Raw genomic sequence first — 22099 nt, forward strand, 5'->3', positions numbered from 1 at the left:
GGTCTGTTGAGGGAGTGGGCTGGAGCAGAGAGGTGGAGGAGGGCCGCTGAAGGGGGCCGGCCGAGTGGTGCGCCAGGCCGGTGGAGAGGCCGCGCAGTCCCCTTGGGGTACACGCCGGCCCAGGCCGTCATCCCAGGAGGGGTGCGGCAGGGGACGTGGGCCTCTTGGCTCTCTTGAGCCTCAACACCACTCGGCCTTATGTGGCCCTCGCTCTGGGGCCAGACGCGCACCTGCCATGGGCAATCCCTGGTGCTCCACAATCGCTCCCACCCCGCTCGCTTGCTTCACATACGCCAGCACCCGCCGCCTGCCTCCACACCTCACGCAGACGAACACGTCGAAGTCGAACGTCCTCTTGAGCAACTCTGCCCAATCCACTCGCGGCGTCCTCTCCTTCATCCGCTCCTTCCTGGCCGCTACCTCAAGCATCGCGCTCGCCTCCTCCGCACCTGCTTGAGGGAACCGAGCAGTCCGGTAGCAGCGCCACGGTGCTGGCCAACCCCTACCTCAAGATCGCGCTCTCCAAGCCCGCCGGTGGCACCACACCGGACGGTGTGGCCTACACCTACGAAGCCAATGACGGCTCGGTGGCCGATCTCGACGGCGACGGCGAATACGAGCTCGTGCTCAAGTGGCAGCCAACCAATGCCAAGGACAACTCCCAGTCAGGCTACACCGGCAACACCCTCATCGACGCCTACAAGCTCAACGGCACACGCCTGTGGCGTATCGATCTGGGAAAGAACATCCGCGCCAGTGCGCACTACACCTCGATGGTCGTGTATGACCTCGACGGGGACGGCAGGGCCGAAGTAATGCTCAAGACCGCTGACGGCACCGTGGACGGCAAGGGCACGGTGATCGGCTCCAGCTCGGCCGACCATCGCAACAGCTCCGGCTACATCCTCTCCGGCCCGGAATACCTGACCGTCTTCAACGGTGCCACCGGTGCCGCCATGGCCACCACCAACTACCTGCCCGCGCGCGGCACCGTGTCCAGCTGGGGCGACAACTACGGCAACCGCGTGGATCGCATCCTCGTCGGCGTGGCCTATCTCGACGGCACCCGGCCCTCCGCCGTGTTCTCTCGCGGCTACTACACCCGCGCGGTGATCGTGGCCTGGGACTGGCGTGACGGCAAGCTGACCCAGCGCTGGATCCACGACAGCTCGACCCCTGGTTCGGGCGCCTACGGCGAAGGCGCGCACTGGTTCAGCGTTGCCGATGTGAACGACGACGGCAAGGACGACATCATCTACGGCGCCGCCACGCTCAACAGCGACGGGCGCCTGCTCTACCGCACCGGCCTCGGCCACGGCGATGCGTTGCATGTCGGCGTACTCAACCCGAACCGCGGCGGCAAGCAAGTCTTCATGGTGCACGAGTCTCCGGGCACGTACGGCAGCAACCGCGGAATGGAAATGCATGATGCCGCCACCGGTACCGACCTGTGGGGCTACGGGTCGGGCGCGGACGTCGGCCGCGGCATGTGCGCGGACATCAACCCGGCCGATCCGGGAGAAGAGTGCTGGAGTACCGCCGGTACGGTGCTGATGAGCGCCGCGGGCGTGCAGATCTCCTCGACCGCGCGCCCGGGCAGCGTGAACATGGCCGTGTGGTGGGATGGGGACCTCTCACGCGAACTGCTCGATGGCGTGAAGATCGACAAATGGGTGCCCAGCACCCTGAGCCTGACCCGCCTGCTCACCGCTTCGAACCATGATGCCGCGTCCAACAACGGCACCAAGTCCAACCCGGTGATCTCCGCGGACATCCTCGGTGACTGGCGCGAAGAGGTCGTGCTGCGCAACAACGCCAGTACCGCCTTGCTGCTCTTCACCACCCCGCTCGAAACCAGCTACCGCATTCCGACGCTGATGCACGATCCGCAGTATCGTGTGCAGGTCGCCGGTCAGAACATGGGCTACAACCAGCCTGCCCACCCGAGCTTCTTTCTCGGCAACGGTATGAGCAGCGTAACCCTGCCAGCGCTCCGCACGCCCTGAGCGAGCCGCAATAGAATGATCATGGGCTATGAGGTCATCCATGCGCACGATGGCCTCGAGGCCCTGGAGCTGACTGGCCGGCAGCGGCCGAACCTGATCGTAACGGATTGGATGATGCCTCGCCTGGATGGGGTCGAGCTCTGCTGGCACATCCTTCAGGAGCCCCGGCTCCACGGCATTCCCATCACCCTGCACAGCACCCGGCGAGTTCCCCGGACTCCAGGCGTCTGGGCGGTCCGCTCGAAGGTCTGCCCGTTGAAGGAGTTCGAGGATGCTGTGACCCAGGCGCTCGACAGTTCTTCCGAAGCCGCGCTGCGCCCTGCTCCGGCGACCGTCCACGCTTGAGCAGGCACGTCAATCCTCCGGCTCGCCCTCGACCGCCAGACCGACCAGCCATCGTCGAATCACCCGCTCCTCGTCGGCGGACAGCCCCTCCAGGAGTTGCTGCTCGAGCCCCCTGACGCGCTCGCGACAACGAGCCAGGAGCGCCGCGCCCTTGTCCGTCACATCGATGTGTTGGATGCGTCCGTGGACGGCGTGGGGCCGACGGCTGATGGCGCCGCTCCGCTCCAGGTTGGCCACGATGACGCTCACCGTCTGCGGTGTCAGCAGGGACAAGCGGGCGAGGTCGGCGTTGGATAGGCCCGGGTACGCGACCAGCATGGTCAGCACGGAGAACTGCGGCGGCGTCACGTCCAGATCCGACAACGCGCGTTCCACCTTGAGGCGATACACCGCGCTGGCCTGACGGAGCAGATAACCGAGATATCCCTCCTCGCCACGTTTGCCTTCGCCGGCGCGCGGCACCGGGCGAGAGGGTGTCGGGGAAGGAGGACGAGGGGAGCGGGACCTGGGCATGTTGTCAGAACTCGAACATCATGTTAGAACCCTGATATTATCACGACTCGTGAGAGGAGCTGTCATGCCGAATCCGCACGCCCGCCAGGAATGGGCGGACTTCAAGCGCATCGCCCCCGCCGCCAATGCCGCCATCCTCGCGCTTGGGCAGGCCGTCGGGCAGTCGGGACTTGAGAAGGACCTGCTGGAGCTGGTCAAGCTGCGCGCCTCGCAGATCAACGGGTGCGCCTTCTGCGTGCAGTACCATCTGAACATCGCGCGCACCCTCGAGGTACCCCAACCGAAGCTGGATCTGCTCGCCGTGTGGCGCGACGCGGGCGTCTTCTCGGAGCGTGAACGCGCCGCGCTGGAGTGGACGGAGCTGCTCACCGACATCGCGGGCCAGGAGGTGTCCGACGAAGCCTATGCCGCGGTCTCGGCACGCTTCTCGGACACCGAGCTGGCCTTCCTGACGACGGCGATCGGCACCATCAACGTCTGGAACCGCATCGGCATCGCCTTCCGCTTCTCGCCACCCCTCCCCCAGCAGACAACGACAGGGGGTGCGGCATGAGCGCGGCACCGCTTCCGCCCGACATGCGCTACGCGGATGACGCCGCCGATGTGGCCGCGTGCTACCCGCTCATGCGCCAACTCCGGCCGCATCTGGCCTCAGAGGCGGAGTTCCTCGAGAGGTGGCGCCGCCAGACCCGGGCTGGCTATCGCCTCCTGGTCCTGTGGAAGGAGGGTCAGCCGCTGGCGCTCGCGGGGTTCCGTGTACAGGACAACCTCATGCACGGTCCCCATCTCTACGTCGATGATCTCGTGACGTCGGAGGCCGAGCGCGGCAACGGACACGGGCAACGCCTGATAACGCGTCTGGAGGAAGAGGGCCGGGCGCTCGGCTGCGGGAAGCTCCTCCTCGATACGGCGTTGTCGAATGTGCTCGGCCACCGCTTCTACTACCGCGCAGGCCTGCTCGCAACGGCACTGCGCTTTTCCATGCCGCTGGGTTGAAGAGCGAGATGAGCACGCTTCTCCACATGACCGTGAGCCCGCGAGGGGACGCCTCGTACAGCCGGAGGATCGGCCGCGAGCTCGTCGCGCGCATTGGCACCGCCCGGCCAGACATGCGAGTCATTGAACGCGATCTCGCCCGCCAGCCGCCACCATATCCGGACAGCCGGTTCGTCGAGGCGAGCCTGATGCCCGAGGACGCACGTGGACCGGCGCACGTCGAGGCGCTCGCGTTTTCGGAGCACCTCATTGGTGAGCTGGAGGCCGCCGACCTCGTCGTCATCGACACACCGATGCACAACTTCACCGTGCCCGCACCGCTGAAGGCGTGGATCGATCTGGTGGTGCGTCCGCGCCGCACGTTTCGCAGCACGCCGGCGGGAAAGGTGGGACTGCTTCCAGACCGTCCCGTACTGGTGGTGGTGGCGTGCGGCGGTCCATTTGGCGATGGGCCAGCGGACCAGGTGGACTTCCTCACACCGTACCTGCGCTACGTGCTCGGCACCGTCGGCATCTCCACCCTCCATGTGCTGCGCCTCGACAACCTCCTTCGGGGCGACACGCACGTGGCGCACGCGCTCGAGCGGGCACGCACGTGGATCGACATGCAGGCAGGGCAGCTGGGGACCCGGGCCTGAGTGAGCAGGCGGGTCCCCATGCGCGCACATCACCGCCGCTCGCCCACGAGGTCGAGCTCTGGGTGCCGACGCAAAATCCCGAACCGGGGCGCAAGCTGGTGGCTCAGGTGGTGAGCGGGCCTTTGTCTACCAGTCGTTCCTGGACGAACTGGCGCACGCCGCCGGCTAGGACCACTGCAGCACATTGGTGTTGTCCGCCGTCCCATGCCCCGCGACATCGAGCGCTTTGTCGGGGCTATCGCGCGGTGTGATGCGGTACGCATAGGGCGAATAGAAGGCCTGTTGAGGGTGAGGGCTGGAGCGCAGGGGCCGAGGAGGGCCGCTGACGGGGGCCGCCCGAGCAGTGCACCAGTCGGTGGAGAAGCCGCGCAGCCCGTTGGGGTACACGCCGGCCCTGGCCGCGCTCCCAGCAGGTGCGAGGCAGGGGCCTGGCTCTCTTGGCTGGGGCGGCTCGAGCCTCAACACCACGCGGCTTGAGGGGGCTCGCTCGCCGGGGCCTGCCTCTCTCCTGCCGGGGCTGGCCCAGGTGCTCCACAATCGCTCTCACCCCTCCCCCTTCACGTACGCCAGCACCCGCCGCCTGCCTCCACACTTCACACACGCGAACACGTCCCGTGCTTTCCGTCCTGCGCAGCAGCCCGGCCTGGTCCCATCGGGGTGTGCGCTCCTTCTTCGGCTCCTCCTCCTTCTCGGCAAAAGACGGGCTCTCCTCCTCTGGCTCCGGCTTCTCCCCTGCTTGGGGGAGCCGAGAACGGTGGTACTGTGTGGACCAAGGAGATGCTAAGGGTCAAACTGCGGTTGTCCGCTTGGACCCGCCCACGGAGCGCGTGCCTCCGAGGGGGTACGCCGACGAGGTTCCGCACGCACACAAGGAGATCGTGCCAACCTCCGCGACAAACAAACGCGGAAACTTCAAGCCCGGTCGTGCAACGACCCTTGATGATAACGCGAAGAAGTCGAATGATCCCGCCCGCACCCATATTCCGATTCAAGATGAGTAAGCACTCAGAAAACCTAGACCGTATTCGACTTGTGGCTTCCGCGTTGCTTGGGAATCCACATGATGATGGTGTGTTGTCTGAAGCGATGCAGATAATCAACGAAGGGTGCGGTTCTGCTCTCTTCGATGCTCTGCGCGATCAGGTCGGACTTCATGCGGAAAACCATGAACGCGTGCGACGTATCATGTCGCTCCTCGAGGTCATCATGGACGTGAAGCCAGGTCTTTCAGGATATCTCATGGGGAGGCTCTATCCCTTTGCGGATCGCAAATATGCGCATGAAGTGTATAGCTCTATCGGGCTATGGATGTGCCATAGCGATGAAGCTGCCGTTGCAGATGCTCTAGGTGTGCTCAGTTCGGAGCATGTACGGCCTGCACTCCGGAGGCGCTACCAAGAATGGGCTGATGCGATAAGAAAGCGCGCGATTCAAAAAGGAATCCCGAAAGAAAAGTGATAGAGTTCATGCGCGCTCGCTCGGGATGAAGCGCTCCAGCGCGATTACGAGCGGCGGATGAGTGACGACCAGGACAAGCTCGAGCAAAGCCTCTCGCGGTTCGAGTCGCACAGCTCCTCCGAGGAGGAGCATCGCGCGCTCGAGGAGTTCAGGAGCCGCTGGAAGAGCTACGTGGTCGACCACGACAAGATCATCCGGCTCTCGAAGGCGAAGCAGAAGTTTCTCCGCCGCGAACACCCAGCTGCAGGCGCTGAGGAACATCAACTACAAGGCCAGCCAGAAGGCGGTGGGCAACTCGAACGCCACCCACGAGGACGCACGCAAGTGGCTCCTCGGAGTCCTGGGGGCAGCCTCGCCGTGTGCCTGCTGTTCTGCTTCTTCGTCGCCCGGGTGATCTCCAGACCACTGGGAGAGGCGGTGAGGGTGGCGGACCGCATCGCCGAGGGGGACCTCACGGTGCGCATCTCCACGGAGGCGCGAGACGAGACGGGCCGGCTGCTGATGGCCCTGGAGCGCATGGTACGCAAGCTCGCCCAGGTCATTGGCGAGGTGCGCGAGGGCGCCAACGCGTTGGCCTCGGCATCGGCCCAGGTGTCGCTCTCCTCGCAGAACCTGTCGCAGGGAACCGGCGAGCAGGCCAGCAGCGTGGAGCAGGCCACCTCCAGCCTGGAGCAGATGACGGCCAGCATCACCCAGAACCGCGACCACGGCCACCGGATGGAGCGGATGGCCGTGCAGGGCGCCGCGACGCGGAGGAGAGCGGCACGGCGGTGAAGGAGACGGTGGAGGCGATGGGCTCCATCGCGGAGAAGCTCTTCATCATCGAGGAGATCGCCTACCAGACGAACCTGCTGGCGCTCAACGCGGCCATCGAGGCGGCGAGGGCGGGAGCGCACGGCAAGGGCTTCGCTGTGGTGGCCACGGAGGTGCGCAAGCTGGCGGAGCGCAGCCGGACGGCGGCGCGGGAGATCTCCGGGCTGGCCTCCGGAAGCGTGGAGGTGGCGACGCGCTCGGGGCGGTTGCTGGAAGAGCTGGTGCCGTCCATCCAGAAGACGGCGGATCTGGTGCAGGAGGTGGTGGCGGCGTCGGTGGAGCAGGCCGGCGGGGTGACCCAACCGAACAAGGTCATGGGGCACGTGGACCAGGTGACGCAGCGCAATGCCTTGGCCTCCGAGGAGATGGCAGCCACGGTGGAGGAGCTGTCGGCGCAGGCCGAGGCGCTGCTGCGGTTGGTGTCCTTCTTCCACGTGGGGGATGGCTCCGAGCGCGGCGGTGCTCATCCCATCTACCGCTCGTCCGCGGGCGCCCCGGGGCACCGTCAGAAGATGGCGGCATGAGCGAGGGCCTCCGGGAGGAGAGGGGCTCCTCCCGTCCCCCCCCAGCGTCAGGACGGACTGGGAAGGATGTGGAGGAGGAAGGGACCGCACTCCGTGTCGTAACCGTCGACGGTGATGAGCACGGTCTGCCCGGCCGACAAGCTCACCCCCACGGACGACTGAAGCGTCTCATTCGTGTCGTCGTTGCACCCGAGCGACGTGCCGGAAGCCGGGTCCGACACCTCGAGGCTCGTGTCGTAGCCGGACCCCTCCGTGGTGAAGGTGAAGCGCCCCGCCGAAGGAGCCGTCCAGGCGAACGTGGAGTCCGGAGCCAGGGAGTTGTTGGTGCAACTGGGAGTGACCTGACTCTGCCCGGTGCACGTGGAGCCCTGGAACACGGCGGTGCCGGTGGCCGACCCCAAGTCCCTGGGGATGCCGAGGAAGCGTGGCTCGCGGCCATGGGCCTTGTCTCCAGCCATGAAGAAGAGCCGATCCCCCACGCGGGCGAACGAACGGGGTTCGGAGGAGTCGGGGCCGGGCACGAGGTCCAGCATCCGGAACGTGCCCGCCACCGTCCCATCGGTCCGCCACAGCTCCGCGCCACCGGCCGCGTCCACGCCGGTGAAGAGCGCCAATCCCTGCTCTTCCAATCCGAGGATGTCGACCAGGGAGTCCGAATTCCAGGGGCGCATGCCTCCCGGCGGACCCGGAAGCAGATCCACGAGAAGGCGAGTCCCGGCCTGCGTGCCGTCGGTCCTCCAAAGCTCCCAGCCATGGGTGTCTTCGTAGGCCACGAACACCAGTCCCGAGCCCACGGCCGTGAGCGAATGCGGCGCGGAGCCCCTGAGACCGGGATGGATGTCCGCGAGCATGTATGTCCCGGCCTCCGTGCCATCACTGCGCCACAGCTCGTAGCCGTGAACATCATCGTCCGCGGTGAAGTACAACTCGCCCCGCGACGGCACCGGATGGAACATCTGCAGGGAGTAGAACCCATCCTTGACGAGGACCGTGCCGGTCTCCGTGCCGTCACTCTTCCAGAGCTGACTCGCGCCATATCCGTTGTGAGCGCCGAAGAACAAGGTGCCGTTCACCCCCGTGAACAGGCGGAGCGAGGCGTACCTACCGGCGAAGGGAACCTTGATCAGGCTCGTCCCCTCCGGGGTGCCATCACTCTTCCACAATCCCGAATCGTGGAGGCTGTCATCCGCCTCGAAGTAGAGGAGGCCGTCCATCACCGTGAGCCCGTCGACGGCACCCGAGGAAGCCTCCAGGCCCATGGACTTGACGGGAACGGTGCCAGCCTCGCTTCCGTCGCTGCGCCAAAGGGACCAGCCGTTGACGTCGTCATGCGCACTGAAGAACAGCGTGCCGTTCAGCGCGGTGAGGTTCCCGAGGGAAGAGGAGTCAGGACCCGCGCGGAGGTCCTTGACCAGGACCGTCCCGACGGCGGTGCCATCGCTCTTCCACAGCTCGAGGCCATGCACCCCGTCGTCCGCCGCGAAGAAGAGCGTCCGGCCCACATGCGCCGCCGCGGGCTTGAGCAACCACGAATTCGTCTCCAGTGCCACTCGCGCCAGGGTCCTGAGATGGACCGTGCCGGCCGGCGTCCCATCGCTCATCCAGAGCGCCTCGCCGGGGCTGCCATCCGAAGCACCGAAGAACACCATCCCCCCCACGACGCCGAAGGGGTGGTAGTGGGACTGGGAGTTCCGGGTGCCTGCCCAGACGCCCGCCAGCTCTCGGGTCCCCTTCGCGGTCCCGTTCGTCCTCCACGTGAGCGCCGGGATGAGTGGGGATCCCGGCGCGTCCGCTGCGGCCTCCGGCACGGAGAACAACAGCGCGCTGCCCACCGGGGTGAGGTCATGGGACTCCTCGTACCAGGTGCTCGCCTCCTCGGCCCACGTCTTGAGGGCAAGGGTCCCGGCGGTGGTGCCGTCGCTGCGCCACAGCCCACGCGTGCCCACGGTGGTCGAGGCCGTGAAGTAGAGGCCACCGTTCCAGGCGAGAAGTTCCTGGGGGGCCGAGCCATCAACGCCCGGGACCAGATCCGTCACCCGGCGCGTGCCCGCCGCCGTGCCATCGCTCGTCCACAACTCACGCCCGCCCAGGGCGTCGGCGCCAATGAAATAGAGCGCGTTGCCGAACGCGGTGAGCGAGCCTGGCGCCTCATCGAAGCTGCGGAGCAGGACCGGCGTCGTGCCATCACTCTTCCAGAGCGACGTGGAGTTCGTGAGGAAGAGGGTGCCGTTGATGGCTTCCAGGTCGGAGATCCTGGATGACAGTGTGGACACGGGGACGGTCCCCGCTGGCGTCCCGTCGCTCTTCCACAGGGTCTTGTCCACGGTGAAGAAGAGTGAGCTGCCCACCTGGGTGAGGAAGTGACTCGGCAGATAGGAGTTGGCAGCCACGGAGATCGTCCTGAGGCGAACGGCTCCCGTGGCCCCCTCCCACTTCCACAGCTCCAGGTTGTTCGCGGCGTCCCCCCCGGTGAAGAACAAGGTGGTGCCCGTGGAGAGCAACTCGAAAGTCCAGCCGCGGTAATCCTGGGAAGACAGTTGCTGGAGGAGCACGGTGCCCGCCTCGGTGCCATCGCTCTTCCAGAGCTGCTGTGGAGAGCCCGAGTAGACGAAGAACACCGTTCCACCTACCTGTGCCATGGCACTGATCCCCGCCGTGTCCCTGGTCTTGAACAGGCGCTTCACCATGACGGTTCCCGCTGGGGTGCCGTCCGTCTTCCAGAGCTCCACCGCCCCGATCCCGTCCACCACGCCCCCACTCTGGGCCGTGAAGAAGACCTTTCCCTGCGCGAGGGTCAGCAACCCGGGCTCCGAACTCGCCAGTCCAGGCGCGAGATCCTTCACGAGCGAGGTGCCTGCCTCGGTCCCGTCCCCGCGCCACAGCTCCGTGCCATGCAACTCGTCGCTCGCCACGAAGAGCGCCACGCCTCCCCCCAGCGCCACGGACCCGGAGGGGCGCTGGGGAAACCGGACCGGGCGGGTGTTGATGTCCCGAACCTGCGCGGTCCCCAGGGGCAAGGCCTGGGTCACGGTGCTCGGAGCCAGCACGCGGGTGTCATCCACCCCCTGCGTCCGCATGCAGCCACCGAGTACGGCGAGCATTCCGGCGAGGAGCAGCCGAACCACCTCTGTCACTCTCATTCGAGTTCCCTACCGGGGGAACGAGGACAGAGGCGGCTCGAGCATCCCCCATGCGCGCGCCACATGGCCCGACTCCTCCGGTTCGCGACACTCCCGGTGGGAGGGGAGGAGCATGGCCCTTCCTCATCTAGCACGAAGGAACCGGAGCAGACGCCGGAGAACGACATGCGTGGTTCGCTCCTCAAGCATCAGGGAACGGGACTCGCCCGCCAGACGGTGAGCCCCCCCGGTGGCAGGGTGTCAGACAATTCGTAGGGGACGAGATGCAACAAGTCCTTTGACACCTTCCCGGGCCTTCCCGGAGGGAAGGGCGTGCAGACTGTCCTGCGGGGCTTTGGATACACGGGCCCCATCGACGGGGTACCGGGAACCCACACCTATAAGGTGCTCCAGTCCCTGGCGAGCCGCGGCGGCTACTACGCGGGCCCGATTGACGGCAGCCCCGGAGCCAATACGTACGCGGGACTGGCGAACCTCCTGGACTGAAACAAAGCAGGAGCAAGCCCGGTCATGGGCCTCGCGAACACGACCGGGAAGGTGGACGCTCAGCAGGCCGCGTCACGCGTCCAGTCGTCGCGGCCGTGACGCTGTGTGACGAGCTCCTCGGCCCGGGTGCGCACGTGAGCAGGCAGCGGAGACGAGGCCCAGGTCGCACCGAGTCGCTCGGTGAAGCCCCGCAAGTGGTGGAAAGGCTGTGGGTAGCGGGGCCGATGTTGCAGGCGTGGAGGCGAGGGCAGAGCCACTGCTGCCCGTAGTGGTGCACCCGCAAATGCCGCACGCGCCCTCGCCAGTGGCGAATACCTTCGCGGTAGTGTTGCCCCAGTGCTGGCGCGTGGAGGACTGGGTCTGGGGGAGGCTTACGCTATGGAAGCAGTGCTGGGAGCTTCCCAGTCTTGCTGCGCAGGCCGCCTCGCGGTGAGCTCATCGCGAGGCGGGCGACCGGGAGCCGCATCCCCAAGGAACTGGGGTACCTTCAAACCGTTCCGTGCTCTAGGGTCAGTAGGGGGCGCCGGCTCGCTTCCACTGCTGGTTGGCGGTGCCTCTGCAGGTGAACTGGATGGCCTTCGGGCCCTCGGTGGCCGGATCGTAGGCGATGGTCAGACACTTGCCGCTGTGGCGGGCGGTGATCTGGAAGTTGCCTCCGGGGAGGGAGGTGATCTTCCACTGCTGGTTCGCGCCGTTGCCGCAGGGTGCCTGTGACACCCGTGCGTTGTCGGCGGTGGACGACGACGGCACGGTGAGGCATTTGTGGCTGTGCCGGGCGACGATCCGGTGGTAGCCGGCTCCCAGGTGGAGCACTTGCCAGTGCTGGTTCGAGGCCGCAGCGGTGCCGCAGGGTCGCTGGGTCACCCCTACCCCGTCGCCCCTCGAGCTCTCATCCTTGAGTAGGGGGCCATCGGTAAAGCGCCGCACAGCCAGGCACTCGTCCTTGTGCTGGGCTCGCAACTGCTCGTACGCGTGTCCGGAGCCGACGCCCCTCACCACGCCGGTTGTGGTGTCGATGGACACCTGCGGGTGCCAGCGCATCGACAGCGACCTGTCGGTCGGGAATTGGAGCGGCAGCCAGACGTGCTCGCTGTCGCTGAGGTTGCCATGCCAGGCGTTCCCATGCCGGTCGCCCATGTAGAGGTAGGAGGTCGTGTTGCTGCCCTGGATCGGCAGGATGTACGTGGGCTGCGAGCCGTAGGTGGTGCTGTCGCCGAGGTTCGCCATGCCGCTCCAAGGGCCTTTGATGCTGGTCGCGGTAGCGTATTTGGCTTGATTGGGATGCCAGCCGGTGAGGCCAGAGGTTACCAGGAAGTAGACACCGTTGCGCTTGAACATCGTCTGCGCTTCCCGTTTGACGTTGGAGAAGACGTGCTCCCTGGCGGCGACATCGAGGTAGTCGGGGGTCAGGCGGTAGATGGTGAGGTGCAGCTGCTTCTCACCGGTCGTCGAGATCAGGTACGCAGTGCGGTCGCGATCATCATCCTGGAACACGCTCACGTCGGAGGATAATTCCCCGAGGGGATGGAAGTCGCCCCGGTATGTGTAGTCGCCGTCCACCGTGGGCGACGTGGCGACCCCGACCCGGTTCTCCACCAAGGGAAATGGGTGGTTCTCCTTGCGCATGAAGAGTACGTATTGCCCGGTGCGGGAGTTGTAGATGACCTTGGGGCGGTGGAGGTTCTTCACTCCGCGGGCCGAGGTCTCGGTCAGCACGTGTTTGCGAAACTCCCAGGCATGCAGATCAGTCGAGCGGTACACCGAGATGTACTGGAAGCTGTTGTCGGGGTGGGGGTTCGCGCCGAACCAGTAGTAGTACTTGCCCACCTTGATCATGCCGCCGTCGTGCCCGCGCACCACGTTGCCGGCGGTGTCGGTGAACTGCACTCCGTTGGTGACCGTGACCGGGGCGGCGACGGCCTCGCCGCCAGCAGCCAGCAAAATCAATAAAAGGCCGACGCGAGCTGCGACGGCAATCGGACGATGATGCGCGGTGCTTTGCGTACAGGTGCGCCCCTTACTTCTACGACAAGCGCGTGACACAGGGTTCCTTTCCACAGGCTCTCCTTTCTTCTTGCATGAACTGACAACCCGAACAGATGACGCCCCCCAGGGGGCTAGACACCATAGAACGAGAATGACACCTTTCTCAAGGAAAGCCAGAGACTTGAGCGGGCCCAATCAGTAGCACGGTTTGGGCATCGAGGGCTATTAGCCCCGATTGCCCTGTGACTGGCTGAGGGCACCGCATCCGCCGTGGTGTTGTGAAACGCCATCGTCCCGGGTCCCCCACGTCATCACGGCGCTGCTCTCAATGAGAAGGATGCAACGGGCGGTTGCTCTGTTGGCAAGAGACAATACCGGAGAAAGCAGCAACGACATACAGTCGTGAGGCGGGAGGCCAGACAAGCTCCCGGACGAGGGGAACATGGGAAGAAGCGAGGGGGGCCCAAGCACGGCGTCAAGGTGACGTTGTTGTCAGAGGAGCGAGAGGCACGGCGCAACGTGGATCACTACTTCACGTTCAGCCTCGAGCGCTTCGTCATCGGCCTGCCCTACACCAAGCAGGCAGAGCCACGGTATGAGCGAAAGGACGGAGGTGCTTCTCTCCCCCCCTCCGCTCCCACGAGCGGCCGGTGCCCTTCGGCCTGGACAGGCTCTCCACGCTCTGGCTTGCGGCCGCCTTCGACGCGAGCGGCCGGCCTGCGGATGGCACCATTCACGTCGCAAGTGAGGAGCACATCGTCGAGGCCTTTGGGCTGTCGAAGGACGAGGAGGAGAGCTGGGTCCTTCTCACGGGTTTCAACCGGCTCGCTTCGGCCATGCTCTTCGTCCGTGACGAGCGCCAGGGCACAGGCCGCCGAGCGGACAACGAGCGGTTGCGCGCTGCCCGCTTCGAGCTTCTCTGCGATAGCGGGATCCGGATCGCGGAGACGGGGCCCGCCGGTGAGCAGGAGCTGCTGTTCCCCCTCTCACCTGACTTCGCGGCGTCGCTGCGGCATGACGGAATGCCCCTGAGCCTCCAGGTGGCGGCGGCACTCCGCTCTGAGTTCGGCGCCCTGGACTTGTATGTCTGGCAGGGCATGCGCTGCCGGATTCTCCAGCGTCACGGCCTCGAGTCCTTCTTGGTGCCACTCTTCGGGACCGACGGACTCCTCGCCCAGCTCGGGCGCGAGGTAGCCTCGAGCATAGCGGTGATGAAGCGGCTGGCCGGCCACATGCGTGGAGGCCCACCGAGCCCTACCTTGCGGCGGTGCGGAGGTGACCGCCGAAGTGGGGGAAGTGGGCGATGGAATACATCGGCATCGATGTGCACAAGCGGGACAGCCAGGTGTGCATTCTGGGCGAGGGTGGAGAGGTGGTGCTGGAGCAGCGGGTGCGCACGCAACGGGAGCGGTTGGGGGAGCTGCTGAGCAAGCGCTCGAAGTCCCGGGTGCTGCTGGAGGCTTCCACCGAGAGCGAGTGGGTGGCGCGGTGCCTGGAGGGGTGGGGGCAGGAGGTGGTAGTGAAAGGCACCAACTTCGCGCCCATGTACGCCACGCGCAGCCGCCGGGTGAAGACGGACAAGCGGGACGCACGCACCCTGGCGTTGCCGGGCAGGCTGAAGGCGGAGGTGGCCCCGCTGCTGAGCCTCCTGCTGCACCTCAACGAGCAGATTGCCTTCGAGGCGGTGCAGCCCCTTTGGGCACACGCCGGCCCAGGTGGCCCTGGGTGCTTCAACTCCCAGAGAGCGCTCGACACCCGAGAGGGCCTCATGGTGCCCATGCCCACCCGGGGCCGTGCCCAACTGACGCCATCGCGAGCGGAGGGCTCGCCAGACAGTACCGGGGACGGGCAGACTCCTCACATGCCCGACGCGTACCGCTTCCGCGTGGATGGTCACATCCCCGTCCTCAAGGTGCACTACGAGCCCCGGCCCGGCCCCGCCGTCGTCGTGCTACACGGGCTCTTCTCCAATGCCGACGCGCAGCGCTGGGAACTGGACGCGCTCGCGAAGTGGGGCATGGCCGCCGTCGGCATGGACGCCCCGCACCATGGCGCCCGGCGTGACAGCTGGCTCGACGGGATGCCCTCGCTCGGCCCGACGGACTACCACGCGCGCCTGCTCTACTTCATCCGCGAGGCCGTCCCCGAGGTTTCACGGGTCATCGACCATCTGGTGGGGGAAGGCCACGGGCCCATCGGGCTCGCGGGCGTGTCGTTCGGCGCATACACGGCGCTGGCGGTGGCGGCCCGGGACTCTCGCGTCCAGGCGACGGTGTCCATTCTCGGCTCGCCGGACTGGACGCCCCGGGATGGCCACGTCACCGATGAGCTGCGCTGGCTGATGCAGGACGCGCCCGTCCACCGTCCCTGGGACTGCGCGCGCGCCCCGCTGCTCCTGCTGAACGCGGGGAAGGATCAGCTCGTCCCCGCGCACCAGGCCCGGGACTTCGCGCACCGGCTCTGGGGCGAGTTCCCCTGGCTGGGCTCGCACGTCGGGCACTACGAGTACCCGGAGTCGGACCACTACATGCGCGGGGAGGACTGGAACGACGCCTGGGACCGGGCGCTCGGCTTCCTGCGGCGCACCCTCTATCGGGAGTGACACCGGGCCGGGTGCCCTACACCGAGGCGCCCACCTGGCCTGTCTCCAGAATTTTCAGTAGGGCCTGTCAGCGAAGAACAACCAAGAAGAAATACGCCATGTTCAATGAGCTGTATGGCGAGATTGACTTCAGGCGCTCAAGCGCCAGAAAGGCCGAAACGACGCCCGTCAAGCTCCCGTCTGGCTCAGTATACGGCATATTTGCTTATCCAGATAACAAGGCGGCAGGGAAGGCGCTGCTCGAGGCGACCCACTGTGAGGCTTCAGAGGTCGAGCCCATTGATGGCGGCGCCTACCCCTTGTACTGGGGGCGAGACATCCACCCGGGAAGCCGGGTAATGGCCCACGCAAGGGTGCGTAACGGCAATACCGGGAACGCAAAGCTGGAACAGATTCCCGCCCTCCAGAAATGCAAGGTCCTCTTCAAGGTTTCCCAGTTCACCAAAATCCTGTCGTAGGTCTCCCTGGTTGAGGTAGGATCGAACGCCAGGATTCGCTTTTCATGACCAAGGCAGGGAGCCGGGATGGCAATCGCAGGATTGGAGTGTATCGAAAGCACCGTTCAGATGCCTCTGACGCCGCTGCCTGTGCGGACCGTGATTGCCCCCCTCGCCTCCGGCCGGGTGTTGCTGTCGCCCGCGTCGACCCTGACGCAGGAGGCGCTCCTTCGAGCAGGACCGGTGACGGACATCGTGGCGCCGAACCTGTTCCATACCGGGGGCATCCAGGCCGCTTCCGCCGCCCACCCACAGGCGCGCGTGTGGGGCCCTCCCGGATGCCGTGAGAAGCAGCCGGGCGTCACCTGGCACGGGCTGCTCGGCAAGGACCCCTGGCCCCATGAGGGCGAGCTGCCGGTGTTCCAGGTGGAGGGGATGCCGGGGTTCCACGAGCACGTCTTCCTCCACAAGGCGAGCCGTTCCCTGCTGGTCTCCGACCTGGTCTTCAATGTGGTCGATGCGCGAGGCCTGGGGGCGTGGCTCATCTTCTCGCTGTTCGGCACCTACCGCCGACTCGGCGTCAGCAGACTGTTCCTGAGGTACGCGAAGGATCGCCCGGCCTTCGAGTCCTCCCTGAAGAAGATCACGGCGCTGGAGTTCGACCACCTCCTTCCGGGCCATGGCGCGGTGGTGATGAACGACGGCCGGGCCGCACTCATCGGGGCCCTGCGCGAGCGCGGCGTGCGCGTCTGAGCGCGCCCTCAACTCCTGCACCACGGATGCGGATGCGCGGGTGATGAAGATGGCCGATGGGGGCTTCCGACCCGCCTACAACCTGCAATTGGCGGTGGCCGGGAGGCGCTGGGAGGGCCACGAACGATTGTGGGAGTGGAAGTCACCAAGAGCATAGGACGGATTGAAGGCCTGTTGAGAGGTGGAGGACTGGAGCGGAGGGGCCAGCCTCTCTCCTGCCGTGGGCAGTCCCAGGTTCTTCACAATCGCTCTCACCCCTCCTGCTCCCTTCATGTACGCCAGCACCCGCCGCCTTCCTCCACACCTCACGCAGGCGAATACGTCGCAGTCGAACGTCCTCCTCAGCACCTCTGCCTGGTCCACACGCTGCCTCCTCTCCCTCTTCGCCTCCTTCCTGGCCGCTGCCTGGGGCTCCACCCTCGCCTCCTCCCCTCCGGCTTGGGGGAGCCATGAGCCGCTCACGCAGCGAGCGGCTCGAGGAGCCCCACAGCGCTTCCAGAGAGAGAGTCTGCTCTGCAAGTGCATCGGCAGGGACATCGAAGAAAGGGAGGGCGCCGCCAGGTCTGAATTTGACGCCGACGATGGGGCCAAGAGAGGTACCGATGAGCAGCGGGCTGCTCCGTGCACCGCATAAGATTGCGCCGGAGTGGTCGGCGGACTCGCTCGTGCTCTCGCCGGCGTAGATACGAACCGGGCTCTCGCCGAGGAGGACCACGAGCGCCTGCGCACCGGTCGGCAGCACGCGCTGTCGCGGTGCCTGCCCGACGTAGTTGTCGGAGACCCATAGGGATTCGACGAGCCGATCGAGCGGTGGCCTTGGCCGATAGAGCGTGTGCATCATGGCGTGCGTTAACAGGTCTTGCAGATTAGGATGGGAAGCTGATGGACCGGCGAATATCGACGTCACCCGAGGAAGCCAAATGAGCACTCCGGCACGGTTGGACGGTACGGTATTCGCGTCGGGGACGCGGATGCTCTATGTGGGCCCCCTGGTTGCCACGAGGCGGCACGCGCACCATGCGGCCCAGATCGTCATGGCGCCGCAGGGGCTATCCATTGATGACGGTGCCAACGGACGCATTCGCACCTGCACGGCCGTCATTCCCCCACGCCAGCCCCATGGACACGGCGCGTGCCCACATGCTGCCGTCCTGTTCCTCGACGGAGACGACTTGGCGAGCCGAGCGCTCTCTCGTAACGCCGAGCCTCGGTGCGAGACGTGGGGGCGCGACACGCTCGGTGTGAGGGTCCCTCGCGATCCTACGCCGGAGCAGGCACGCGCTCTCATCGCCTCGATTCTCTCCGCCGTCGACCTGCGCCAGCCACCGGGACCGCGACACCCGGCGGCACGCAGGATGTGCGCGTACCTCGATAGCTCCGACCCCGTCGACCTCGCGAGCCTCTCACACGAGGCCGGGCTCTCGCCCCGGCAGATGCGTCATGCCTTCGCGCGTGACGTCGGGCTCCCGATGCGCGCGTATCTGCGGTGGAAGCGCTTGCGCCGCGCCATCGCCGCGGTGGAGGAGGGGGCGAGCCTGAGTGCCGCCGCGGCCTCTGCCGGGTTCGCGGACAGCGCCCACCTGAGCCGCGTCTTCCGGGAGCAGTTCGGCATGACGCCAACGCAGGGGCTGAGCTCGGTCACGTGGCGGACGCTCGACTGACGAGGAACTCGGGGAATCCGTCCCTCCGGCGCGGCATCCCGGCTTGGTACATGATGACGTCCACGTTTCCGCGATGATGGGTCGTGTGTGTGACCACGTGGAGAATCATCGTGGCGGCGCTCATCGTCACGATCTTCCCGTCGGTGAAGCGCACGTCGCGAGGTCGTGCGAGCTCCTCCGGTCGGAGCGACGCCGTGGTCTCCACATACCAGCGGTCGATGGTCTCGGATTCGAGATCGAGCTCCTCGAGAGAGGGAATGACCGCCCTCTGTGTAGACTCGTAACCGTGCGGAACACCCTGCAGGTGGGCCTGAAAGATGTGTCTGACGACATGGATGTGATCGAGGGCCCGCACGATCAAGTCTGCGCCCTTCTGCGACTCGAAGGACTCGACCGCGCGAAGGGCGGCGAAGAGCTGTCGGTTGGCCCACGCGGTGTGAGTGACGAGCATTTGGAGGGGCGTTGGCGCGAGGGACTCATCAGCGGACGCTATCTGGAGATGACGGTTCATACCTCCGAACATAGGCAGCGATCGGACGGAGCGCTTGAACGCAACGGCGGACCCGACGCCAGGTCGCCAACGAGGAGCGCTGGATCGTGGAGCGAACGTTCGGGTGGCTGATGAGTCTTCTCGCGCACGATGTGCCACTCGCGGTGCCCACCTGCTCGGAGCAACTCGATCACGAAGCCGAGCTCGCGGTGGTGGTGGTGGGGCGGCGGGGGTGCAACATTCCTCGGGACCGGGCGCTGGAGTGGACAGGACTGATCCAAGGTCCGCAGGAGAGGGTTTGAAGAGGCGGGGAGCAAGTCCAGACATTCTCGGGCAAAGAGGGCGCATCCCTCCGGACGGCGGCTGAAAGCGGATCGCCGTGGAAGGCCAGGACAGAGGGTGCACGGGCCGGACAGCCAGGGGAGAGAAGGCGGGGAAGGCCGGAGCGGAAACAGCTGGCGGGCGCTCAGGCAAGTGTGGCCAGAGAGCATAGGAAGGATTGAAGGCATGTTGAGAGGTGGTGGACTGGAGCGGAGGGGCCGAGGAGGGCCGCTGACGGGGGCCGCCCGAGCAGTGCACCAGTCGGTGGAGAAGCCGCGCAGCCCGTTGGGGTACACGCCGGCCCTGGCCGCGCTCCCAGCAGGTGCGAGGCAGGGGCCTGGCTCTCTTGGCTGGGGCGGCTCGAGCCTCAACACCACGCGGCTTGAGGGGGCTCGCGCGCCGGGGCCTGCCTCTCTCCTGTCGGGGGCTGGCCCAGGTGCTCCACAATCGCTCTCCCCCCCCTTCCTTCACCTACGCCAGCACCCGCCGCCTTCCTCCACACCTCACACACGCGAACACGTCCCGTGCTTTCCGTCCTGCGCAGCAGCCCGGCCTGGTCCCATCGGAGTGTGCGCTCCTTCTTCGGCTCCTCCTCCTTCTCGGCAAAAGACGGGCTCTCCTCCTCTGGCTCCCGCTTCACCCCTGCTTGGGGGACCAGAAATGGCCGCAGTTGGGCGCCTGGAGCGAAGACGCCGTGGAACCTCGTGAGATTTGCCCGAGGTGGAGGCACCAGGGATGTCACACGCCGTAACAGTTCCAGGCCGGTGAAGACGCAGCCGCTGCTGTAGCGACTGCGCCTGGTACGCCTGCCGCGCATCCTCGGTCCCTTGCGCGGGCAGGACCCCTCTTCTTTCCAACAACCGCAGCACCCGGTGGCGCACCACCCTCAGCAGCCGCACCACCTCTGCTTGCGTGGGCGGCGGCAAAGGCTCGAAGCGCACGCCGCCCTCCCTTGGCACGAAAACACCGTCCAGCACCAGCGAGTGGAAGGCGTGGTGCGGTGCAGGAGCTGCACCCCGACATGGCCCTCCAGGAAGGCGATGGCTCGAGTGACAGCGGCCGGAGAGCGGCCCAGGCGCCGACCGGGCCCCTGCCAGGCTCCCCTCGTCCACCGCCGTCACGAATACCCGCATCGCATCAAACCGATCCATTCTTCCTCTTCGCGAAAGAGTGACTTGTGGTGGAGCCTAGAGGTTCAGGCGCTCCACGCAGCGGACTATCTCTCCTCACACAGACGCGATGCCGCGTCGCGGACGCCATCCGACGTCTGAACCGAGGAGTCCGTCCATGTCAGTCTCCACTGCTCGTATTGCTGCATGGCTTCCCGACGTCATCTCACATGTATCTCAACCTCATCCCCGCGCTGGCGGACCGCTATCACGTCATCGCGCCCGACTACCCCGGCTTCGGGCTGAGCGCGATGCCGGACCGGAGGGAATTCAACTACAGCTTCGCGACGTTCACGGACCTCGTCGATGGGCTCCTGAGCCAGCTCGGCGCCACGCGCTACACGTTGTATGTGATGGATTACGGTGCGCCGGTCGGCTTCCGGTTGGCGTTGAAGCACCCGAAGCGGGTTACCGCGCTCATCGTGCAGAACGGCAACGCCTATGAAGAGGGCCTCCAGTCCTTCTGGGATCCGCTGAGGGCCTACTGGGCGGACGGCTCGGCCACCCATCGCGAGGCGCTGCGCCCGACCCTGGGGCTGGTGTTACCGCGCACGCTTGTTGATGGAGATTTGTACCGGCTGGTTGATGGGCATCAGCGAGGGCGCACGGGCGCGCGTCACGCTCGTTGCTTCCCGCCACGTCCCGGTAGTCATCAGTCCCAATCCCCCTCATTCGGCTGCCGTACCGCCCTCTCCGTTCACGCGCCACGCCCGCGGAGACAGGCCCGTCCAACGACGGAAGGCGTGGTGGAAGGCGCTCGGCGCGGAATAGCCGAGCCGCCACGCGACCTCGGCGATAGGGGTGCCCGCTTCGAGGAGCGTGCACGCCTGCTGCCGCCGGAAGGCCTCGCGCTCGGCCTCCAGTGACGTGCCCTCGTCACGAAGGCGTCGCTGAAGCGTACGGGGGCTCATCCGCAGGCGGGCCGCCAGCTGCGTGAGCTCCGCGCCCGGCTCAGGCAACAGCTCGGGCATCAGTGCCCGGACCCGATCCACCGTGCGGGACGAGGAGGGAAGGCCCGCCAGCATCCGCTCCGCGGCCCGCTCGAGCACACCCGACAAGCCCGCGTCTCCTCCGGGCAACGGTCTCGCGAGAAGGGCGACCGGAAACACCAGCTCGTCCTGGGGCGCACGGAAGGAGACCGGCACGCCAAGCACGCGCGCATACACCGAGGCCTCCCTGGGGCGAGGCCCGCGCAACCGGAGGCGGGCCCCCGGCAGTCCTCCCACCAGCCGCCCCCCATTCACGAGGAGATCCGCGAAGACGAGCTGGGCCATCAAGCGGTGCGCGGGGCGCTCGGGCCCGTACGGGTGGTACGTCACCGACACCCGCCCGGCTCCTCGCTCCATCGCGAAGCGCTCCCCCTCGCTCCACAGGCGCTGGTACCGCAGCACGTGCTCCAGCGCCTCACCGAACGTGCGGCTGCTCACCATGAGGAAACCGAGCGCATCGAGATCCTCCGCCCGGAGGGCCTCGCCCACGTGCAACCCGAGACATCCGTCCCCCAACCGAGCCGCCGCTTCCTCCAGGAGCGTGTAGACGGAGAGCAGAGGCACTCGCGCCTCCGGCTCGGTGAGCCGCACGCGCTCGAGCCCGGAGGCCTCCAGCAGGACACGCCGGGGAAGGCCCCTGGCCTCGGCGGAGTCGAGCACGCGCAGCACCCATCCGGCCCAGGCGGTGGGGCCCGCGGGTGCCGGGGGCGGTTGGCGCGTGGGAGCACTCCTTCTGTCGCGTGGCATCACTCACGTCCGATGGGGCTTCTCT

The 22099-nt window shown here is 66.6% G+C and carries 22 protein-coding genes and 2 pseudogenes; 16 read left to right on the top strand and 8 right to left on the bottom strand.

Going from position 1 to position 22099, the window contains the following annotated elements; all coding sequences use genetic code 11:
• Nucleotides 1-488: 488 nt before the first annotated feature.
• Nucleotides 489-2006 carry a rhamnogalacturonan lyase gene (locus tag JQX13_RS05975; RefSeq protein WP_203408104.1) on the top strand — a complete coding sequence of 506 codons (1518 nt, stop codon included), beginning with the start codon at nucleotides 489-491 and terminating at the stop codon, nucleotides 2004-2006.
• 15 nt (nucleotides 2007-2021) lie between these two features.
• Complete coding sequence (locus JQX13_RS05980) at nucleotides 2022-2351, top strand: response regulator (protein WP_203408105.1); 330 nt, start codon at nucleotides 2022-2024, stop codon at nucleotides 2349-2351.
• 9 nt (nucleotides 2352-2360) lie between these two features.
• Here JQX13_RS05980 and JQX13_RS05985 read toward each other — a convergent pair whose 3' ends face one another.
• The gene (locus JQX13_RS05985) at nucleotides 2361-2714 is read right to left on the bottom strand and encodes a MarR family winged helix-turn-helix transcriptional regulator (RefSeq protein WP_203408106.1); all 354 of its coding nucleotides are present in this window, start codon (nucleotides 2712-2714) and stop codon (nucleotides 2361-2363) included.
• A gap of 214 nt (nucleotides 2715-2928) precedes the next feature.
• On the opposite strand from JQX13_RS05985, the gene JQX13_RS05990 reads away from it, so the two are divergent.
• From JQX13_RS05990 to JQX13_RS56145, 7 genes and pseudogenes are all read left to right on the top strand, one after another.
• Nucleotides 2929-3417, top strand: coding sequence for a carboxymuconolactone decarboxylase family protein (locus JQX13_RS05990; RefSeq protein ID WP_203408107.1), 489 nt, complete (start codon nucleotides 2929-2931; stop codon nucleotides 3415-3417).
• Entirely contained in the window at nucleotides 3414-3860 is a 447-nt protein-coding gene (locus tag JQX13_RS05995; protein ID WP_203408108.1) for a GNAT family N-acetyltransferase, read from the top strand. Before JQX13_RS05990 ends, JQX13_RS05995 begins: the two co-directional genes overlap by 4 nt.
• An 8-nt stretch (nucleotides 3861-3868) precedes the next feature.
• The gene (locus JQX13_RS06000) at nucleotides 3869-4498 is read left to right on the top strand and encodes an FMN-dependent NADH-azoreductase (protein WP_203408109.1); all 630 of its coding nucleotides are present in this window, start codon (nucleotides 3869-3871) and stop codon (nucleotides 4496-4498) included.
• 960 nt (nucleotides 4499-5458) lie between these two features.
• The gene (locus tag JQX13_RS06005) at nucleotides 5459-5956 is read left to right on the top strand and encodes a hypothetical protein (protein ID WP_203408110.1); all 498 of its coding nucleotides are present in this window, start codon (nucleotides 5459-5461) and stop codon (nucleotides 5954-5956) included.
• A 57-nt stretch (nucleotides 5957-6013) separates the two neighbouring features.
• A pseudogene (locus JQX13_RS53715) lies at nucleotides 6014-6115 on the top strand (hypothetical protein); the annotation flags it as partial.
• A gap of 165 nt (nucleotides 6116-6280) precedes the next feature.
• Nucleotides 6281-6730, top strand: coding sequence for a methyl-accepting chemotaxis protein (locus tag JQX13_RS56140; protein WP_239015242.1), 450 nt, complete (start codon nucleotides 6281-6283; stop codon nucleotides 6728-6730).
• Entirely contained in the window at nucleotides 6727-7293 is a 567-nt protein-coding gene (locus tag JQX13_RS56145; RefSeq protein ID WP_430384154.1) for a methyl-accepting chemotaxis protein, read from the top strand. The genes JQX13_RS56140 and JQX13_RS56145 overlap by 4 nt, the downstream gene beginning before the upstream one ends.
• Before the next feature lie 47 nt (nucleotides 7294-7340).
• Here the strand turns inward: JQX13_RS56145 and JQX13_RS06015 are convergent, their stop codons facing one another.
• Complete coding sequence (locus tag JQX13_RS06015; RefSeq protein WP_203408111.1) at nucleotides 7341-10433, bottom strand: ELWxxDGT repeat protein; 3093 nt, start codon at nucleotides 10431-10433, stop codon at nucleotides 7341-7343.
• A gap of 312 nt (nucleotides 10434-10745) precedes the next feature.
• Between JQX13_RS06015 and JQX13_RS06020 the strand changes: the two genes are divergently transcribed.
• Nucleotides 10746-10919, top strand: coding sequence for a hypothetical protein (locus JQX13_RS06020; protein WP_239014570.1), 174 nt, complete (start codon nucleotides 10746-10748; stop codon nucleotides 10917-10919).
• 510 nt (nucleotides 10920-11429) lie between these two features.
• Here JQX13_RS06020 and JQX13_RS06025 read toward each other — a convergent pair.
• A complete protein-coding gene (locus tag JQX13_RS06025) occupies nucleotides 11430-12866 on the bottom strand; it encodes an RICIN domain-containing protein (RefSeq protein ID WP_203408112.1) in 1437 nt (478 codons plus the stop codon).
• 1342 nt (nucleotides 12867-14208) lie between these two features.
• Here JQX13_RS06025 and JQX13_RS06030 point away from each other — a divergent pair.
• The 3 genes from JQX13_RS06030 to JQX13_RS06040 all read left to right on the top strand — a co-directional run bounded on the left by JQX13_RS06030 (nucleotide 14209) and on the right by JQX13_RS06040 (nucleotide 16697).
• Nucleotides 14209-15507 (top strand): IS110 family transposase, encoded by a 1299-nt coding sequence (locus JQX13_RS06030; RefSeq protein WP_203408113.1) that lies wholly within the window; start codon nucleotides 14209-14211, stop codon nucleotides 15505-15507.
• A gap of 98 nt (nucleotides 15508-15605) precedes the next feature.
• The gene (locus tag JQX13_RS06035) at nucleotides 15606-15965 is read left to right on the top strand and encodes a hypothetical protein (protein WP_203408114.1); all 360 of its coding nucleotides are present in this window, start codon (nucleotides 15606-15608) and stop codon (nucleotides 15963-15965) included.
• 138 nt (nucleotides 15966-16103) lie between these two features.
• Entirely contained in the window at nucleotides 16104-16697 is a 594-nt protein-coding gene (locus JQX13_RS06040) for a hypothetical protein (RefSeq protein ID WP_203408115.1), read from the top strand.
• Between the two features lie 142 nt (nucleotides 16698-16839).
• Here JQX13_RS06040 and JQX13_RS56150 read toward each other — a convergent pair whose 3' ends face one another.
• Nucleotides 16840-17538, bottom strand: a complete 699-nt coding sequence (locus JQX13_RS56150; RefSeq protein ID WP_430384155.1) for a DUF6597 domain-containing transcriptional factor — start codon at nucleotides 17536-17538, stop codon at nucleotides 16840-16842.
• A gap of 331 nt (nucleotides 17539-17869) precedes the next feature.
• Here JQX13_RS56150 and JQX13_RS53730 point away from each other — a divergent pair, with 331 nt between their 5' ends.
• Nucleotides 17870-18358, top strand: a complete 489-nt coding sequence (locus JQX13_RS53730; protein ID WP_239014571.1) for a helix-turn-helix domain-containing protein — start codon at nucleotides 17870-17872, stop codon at nucleotides 18356-18358.
• On the opposite strand, the gene JQX13_RS06050 is transcribed toward JQX13_RS53730, so the two are convergent.
• A complete protein-coding gene (locus JQX13_RS06050) occupies nucleotides 18336-18869 on the bottom strand; it encodes a DinB family protein (RefSeq protein ID WP_203408117.1) in 534 nt (177 codons plus the stop codon). The genes JQX13_RS53730 and JQX13_RS06050 overlap by 23 nt on opposite strands.
• A gap of 86 nt (nucleotides 18870-18955) precedes the next feature.
• On the opposite strand from JQX13_RS06050, the gene JQX13_RS06055 reads away from it, so the two are divergent.
• Nucleotides 18956-19150, top strand: a complete 195-nt coding sequence (locus tag JQX13_RS06055; protein WP_239014572.1) for a fumarylacetoacetate hydrolase family protein — start codon at nucleotides 18956-18958, stop codon at nucleotides 19148-19150.
• 386 nt (nucleotides 19151-19536) lie between these two features.
• Here JQX13_RS06055 and JQX13_RS56155 read toward each other — a convergent pair whose 3' ends face one another.
• Nucleotides 19537-19986: a transposase gene (locus JQX13_RS56155; RefSeq protein WP_203408118.1), complete on the bottom strand. Its 450-nt coding sequence runs from the start codon at nucleotides 19984-19986 to the stop codon at nucleotides 19537-19539.
• Nucleotides 19987-20055: 69 nt separating this feature from the next.
• Complete coding sequence (locus JQX13_RS53735; RefSeq protein ID WP_343211145.1) at nucleotides 20056-20244, bottom strand: LysR family transcriptional regulator; 189 nt, start codon at nucleotides 20242-20244, stop codon at nucleotides 20056-20058.
• Nucleotides 20245-20508: 264 nt separating this feature from the next.
• On the opposite strand from JQX13_RS53735, the pseudogene JQX13_RS06070 reads away from it, so the two are divergent.
• A pseudogene (locus JQX13_RS06070) lies at nucleotides 20509-20895 on the top strand (alpha/beta fold hydrolase); the annotation flags it as partial.
• 111 nt (nucleotides 20896-21006) lie between these two features.
• Here JQX13_RS06070 and JQX13_RS06075 read toward each other — a convergent pair.
• Nucleotides 21007-22074, bottom strand: a complete 1068-nt coding sequence (locus tag JQX13_RS06075) for an AraC family transcriptional regulator (RefSeq protein WP_203408119.1) — start codon at nucleotides 22072-22074, stop codon at nucleotides 21007-21009.
• Nucleotides 22075-22099: the final 25 nt, after the last annotated feature.

Origin of the sequence: Archangium violaceum, assembly GCF_016859125.1 — a bacterium.
Lineage (GTDB): Bacteria > Myxococcota > Myxococcia > Myxococcales > Myxococcaceae > Archangium > Archangium violaceum_A.

Excerpts from the sequence above, each read along its gene's own strand:
- JQX13_RS06075 (WP_203408119.1), bottom strand. The coding sequence starts at position 22,074 with ATGCCACGCGACAGAAGGAGTGCTCCCACGCGCCAACCGCCCCCGGCA.
- JQX13_RS56150 (WP_430384155.1), bottom strand. The coding sequence starts at position 17,538 with ATGATGCACACGCTCTATCGGCCAAGGCCACCGCTCGATCGGCTCGTC.
- JQX13_RS05980 (WP_203408105.1), top strand. The coding sequence starts at position 2,022 with ATGATCATGGGCTATGAGGTCATCCATGCGCACGATGGCCTCGAGGCC.
- JQX13_RS06035 (WP_203408114.1), top strand. The coding sequence starts at position 15,606 with ATGTTCAATGAGCTGTATGGCGAGATTGACTTCAGGCGCTCAAGCGCC.
- JQX13_RS06015 (WP_203408111.1), bottom strand. The coding sequence starts at position 10,433 with ATGAGAGTGACAGAGGTGGTTCGGCTGCTCCTCGCCGGAATGCTCGCC.
- JQX13_RS05990 (WP_203408107.1), top strand. The coding sequence starts at position 2,929 with ATGCCGAATCCGCACGCCCGCCAGGAATGGGCGGACTTCAAGCGCATC.
- JQX13_RS06000 (WP_203408109.1), top strand. The coding sequence starts at position 3,869 with ATGAGCACGCTTCTCCACATGACCGTGAGCCCGCGAGGGGACGCCTCG.
- JQX13_RS06030 (WP_203408113.1), top strand. The coding sequence starts at position 14,209 with ATGGAATACATCGGCATCGATGTGCACAAGCGGGACAGCCAGGTGTGC.
- JQX13_RS05995 (WP_203408108.1), top strand. The coding sequence starts at position 3,414 with ATGAGCGCGGCACCGCTTCCGCCCGACATGCGCTACGCGGATGACGCC.
- JQX13_RS06050 (WP_203408117.1), bottom strand. The coding sequence starts at position 18,869 with ATGAACCGTCATCTCCAGATAGCGTCCGCTGATGAGTCCCTCGCGCCA.
- JQX13_RS06005 (WP_203408110.1), top strand. The coding sequence starts at position 5,459 with ATGATCCCGCCCGCACCCATATTCCGATTCAAGATGAGTAAGCACTCA.
- JQX13_RS56155 (WP_203408118.1), bottom strand. The coding sequence starts at position 19,986 with ATGCGCGGCAGGCGTACCAGGCGCAGTCGCTACAGCAGCGGCTGCGTC.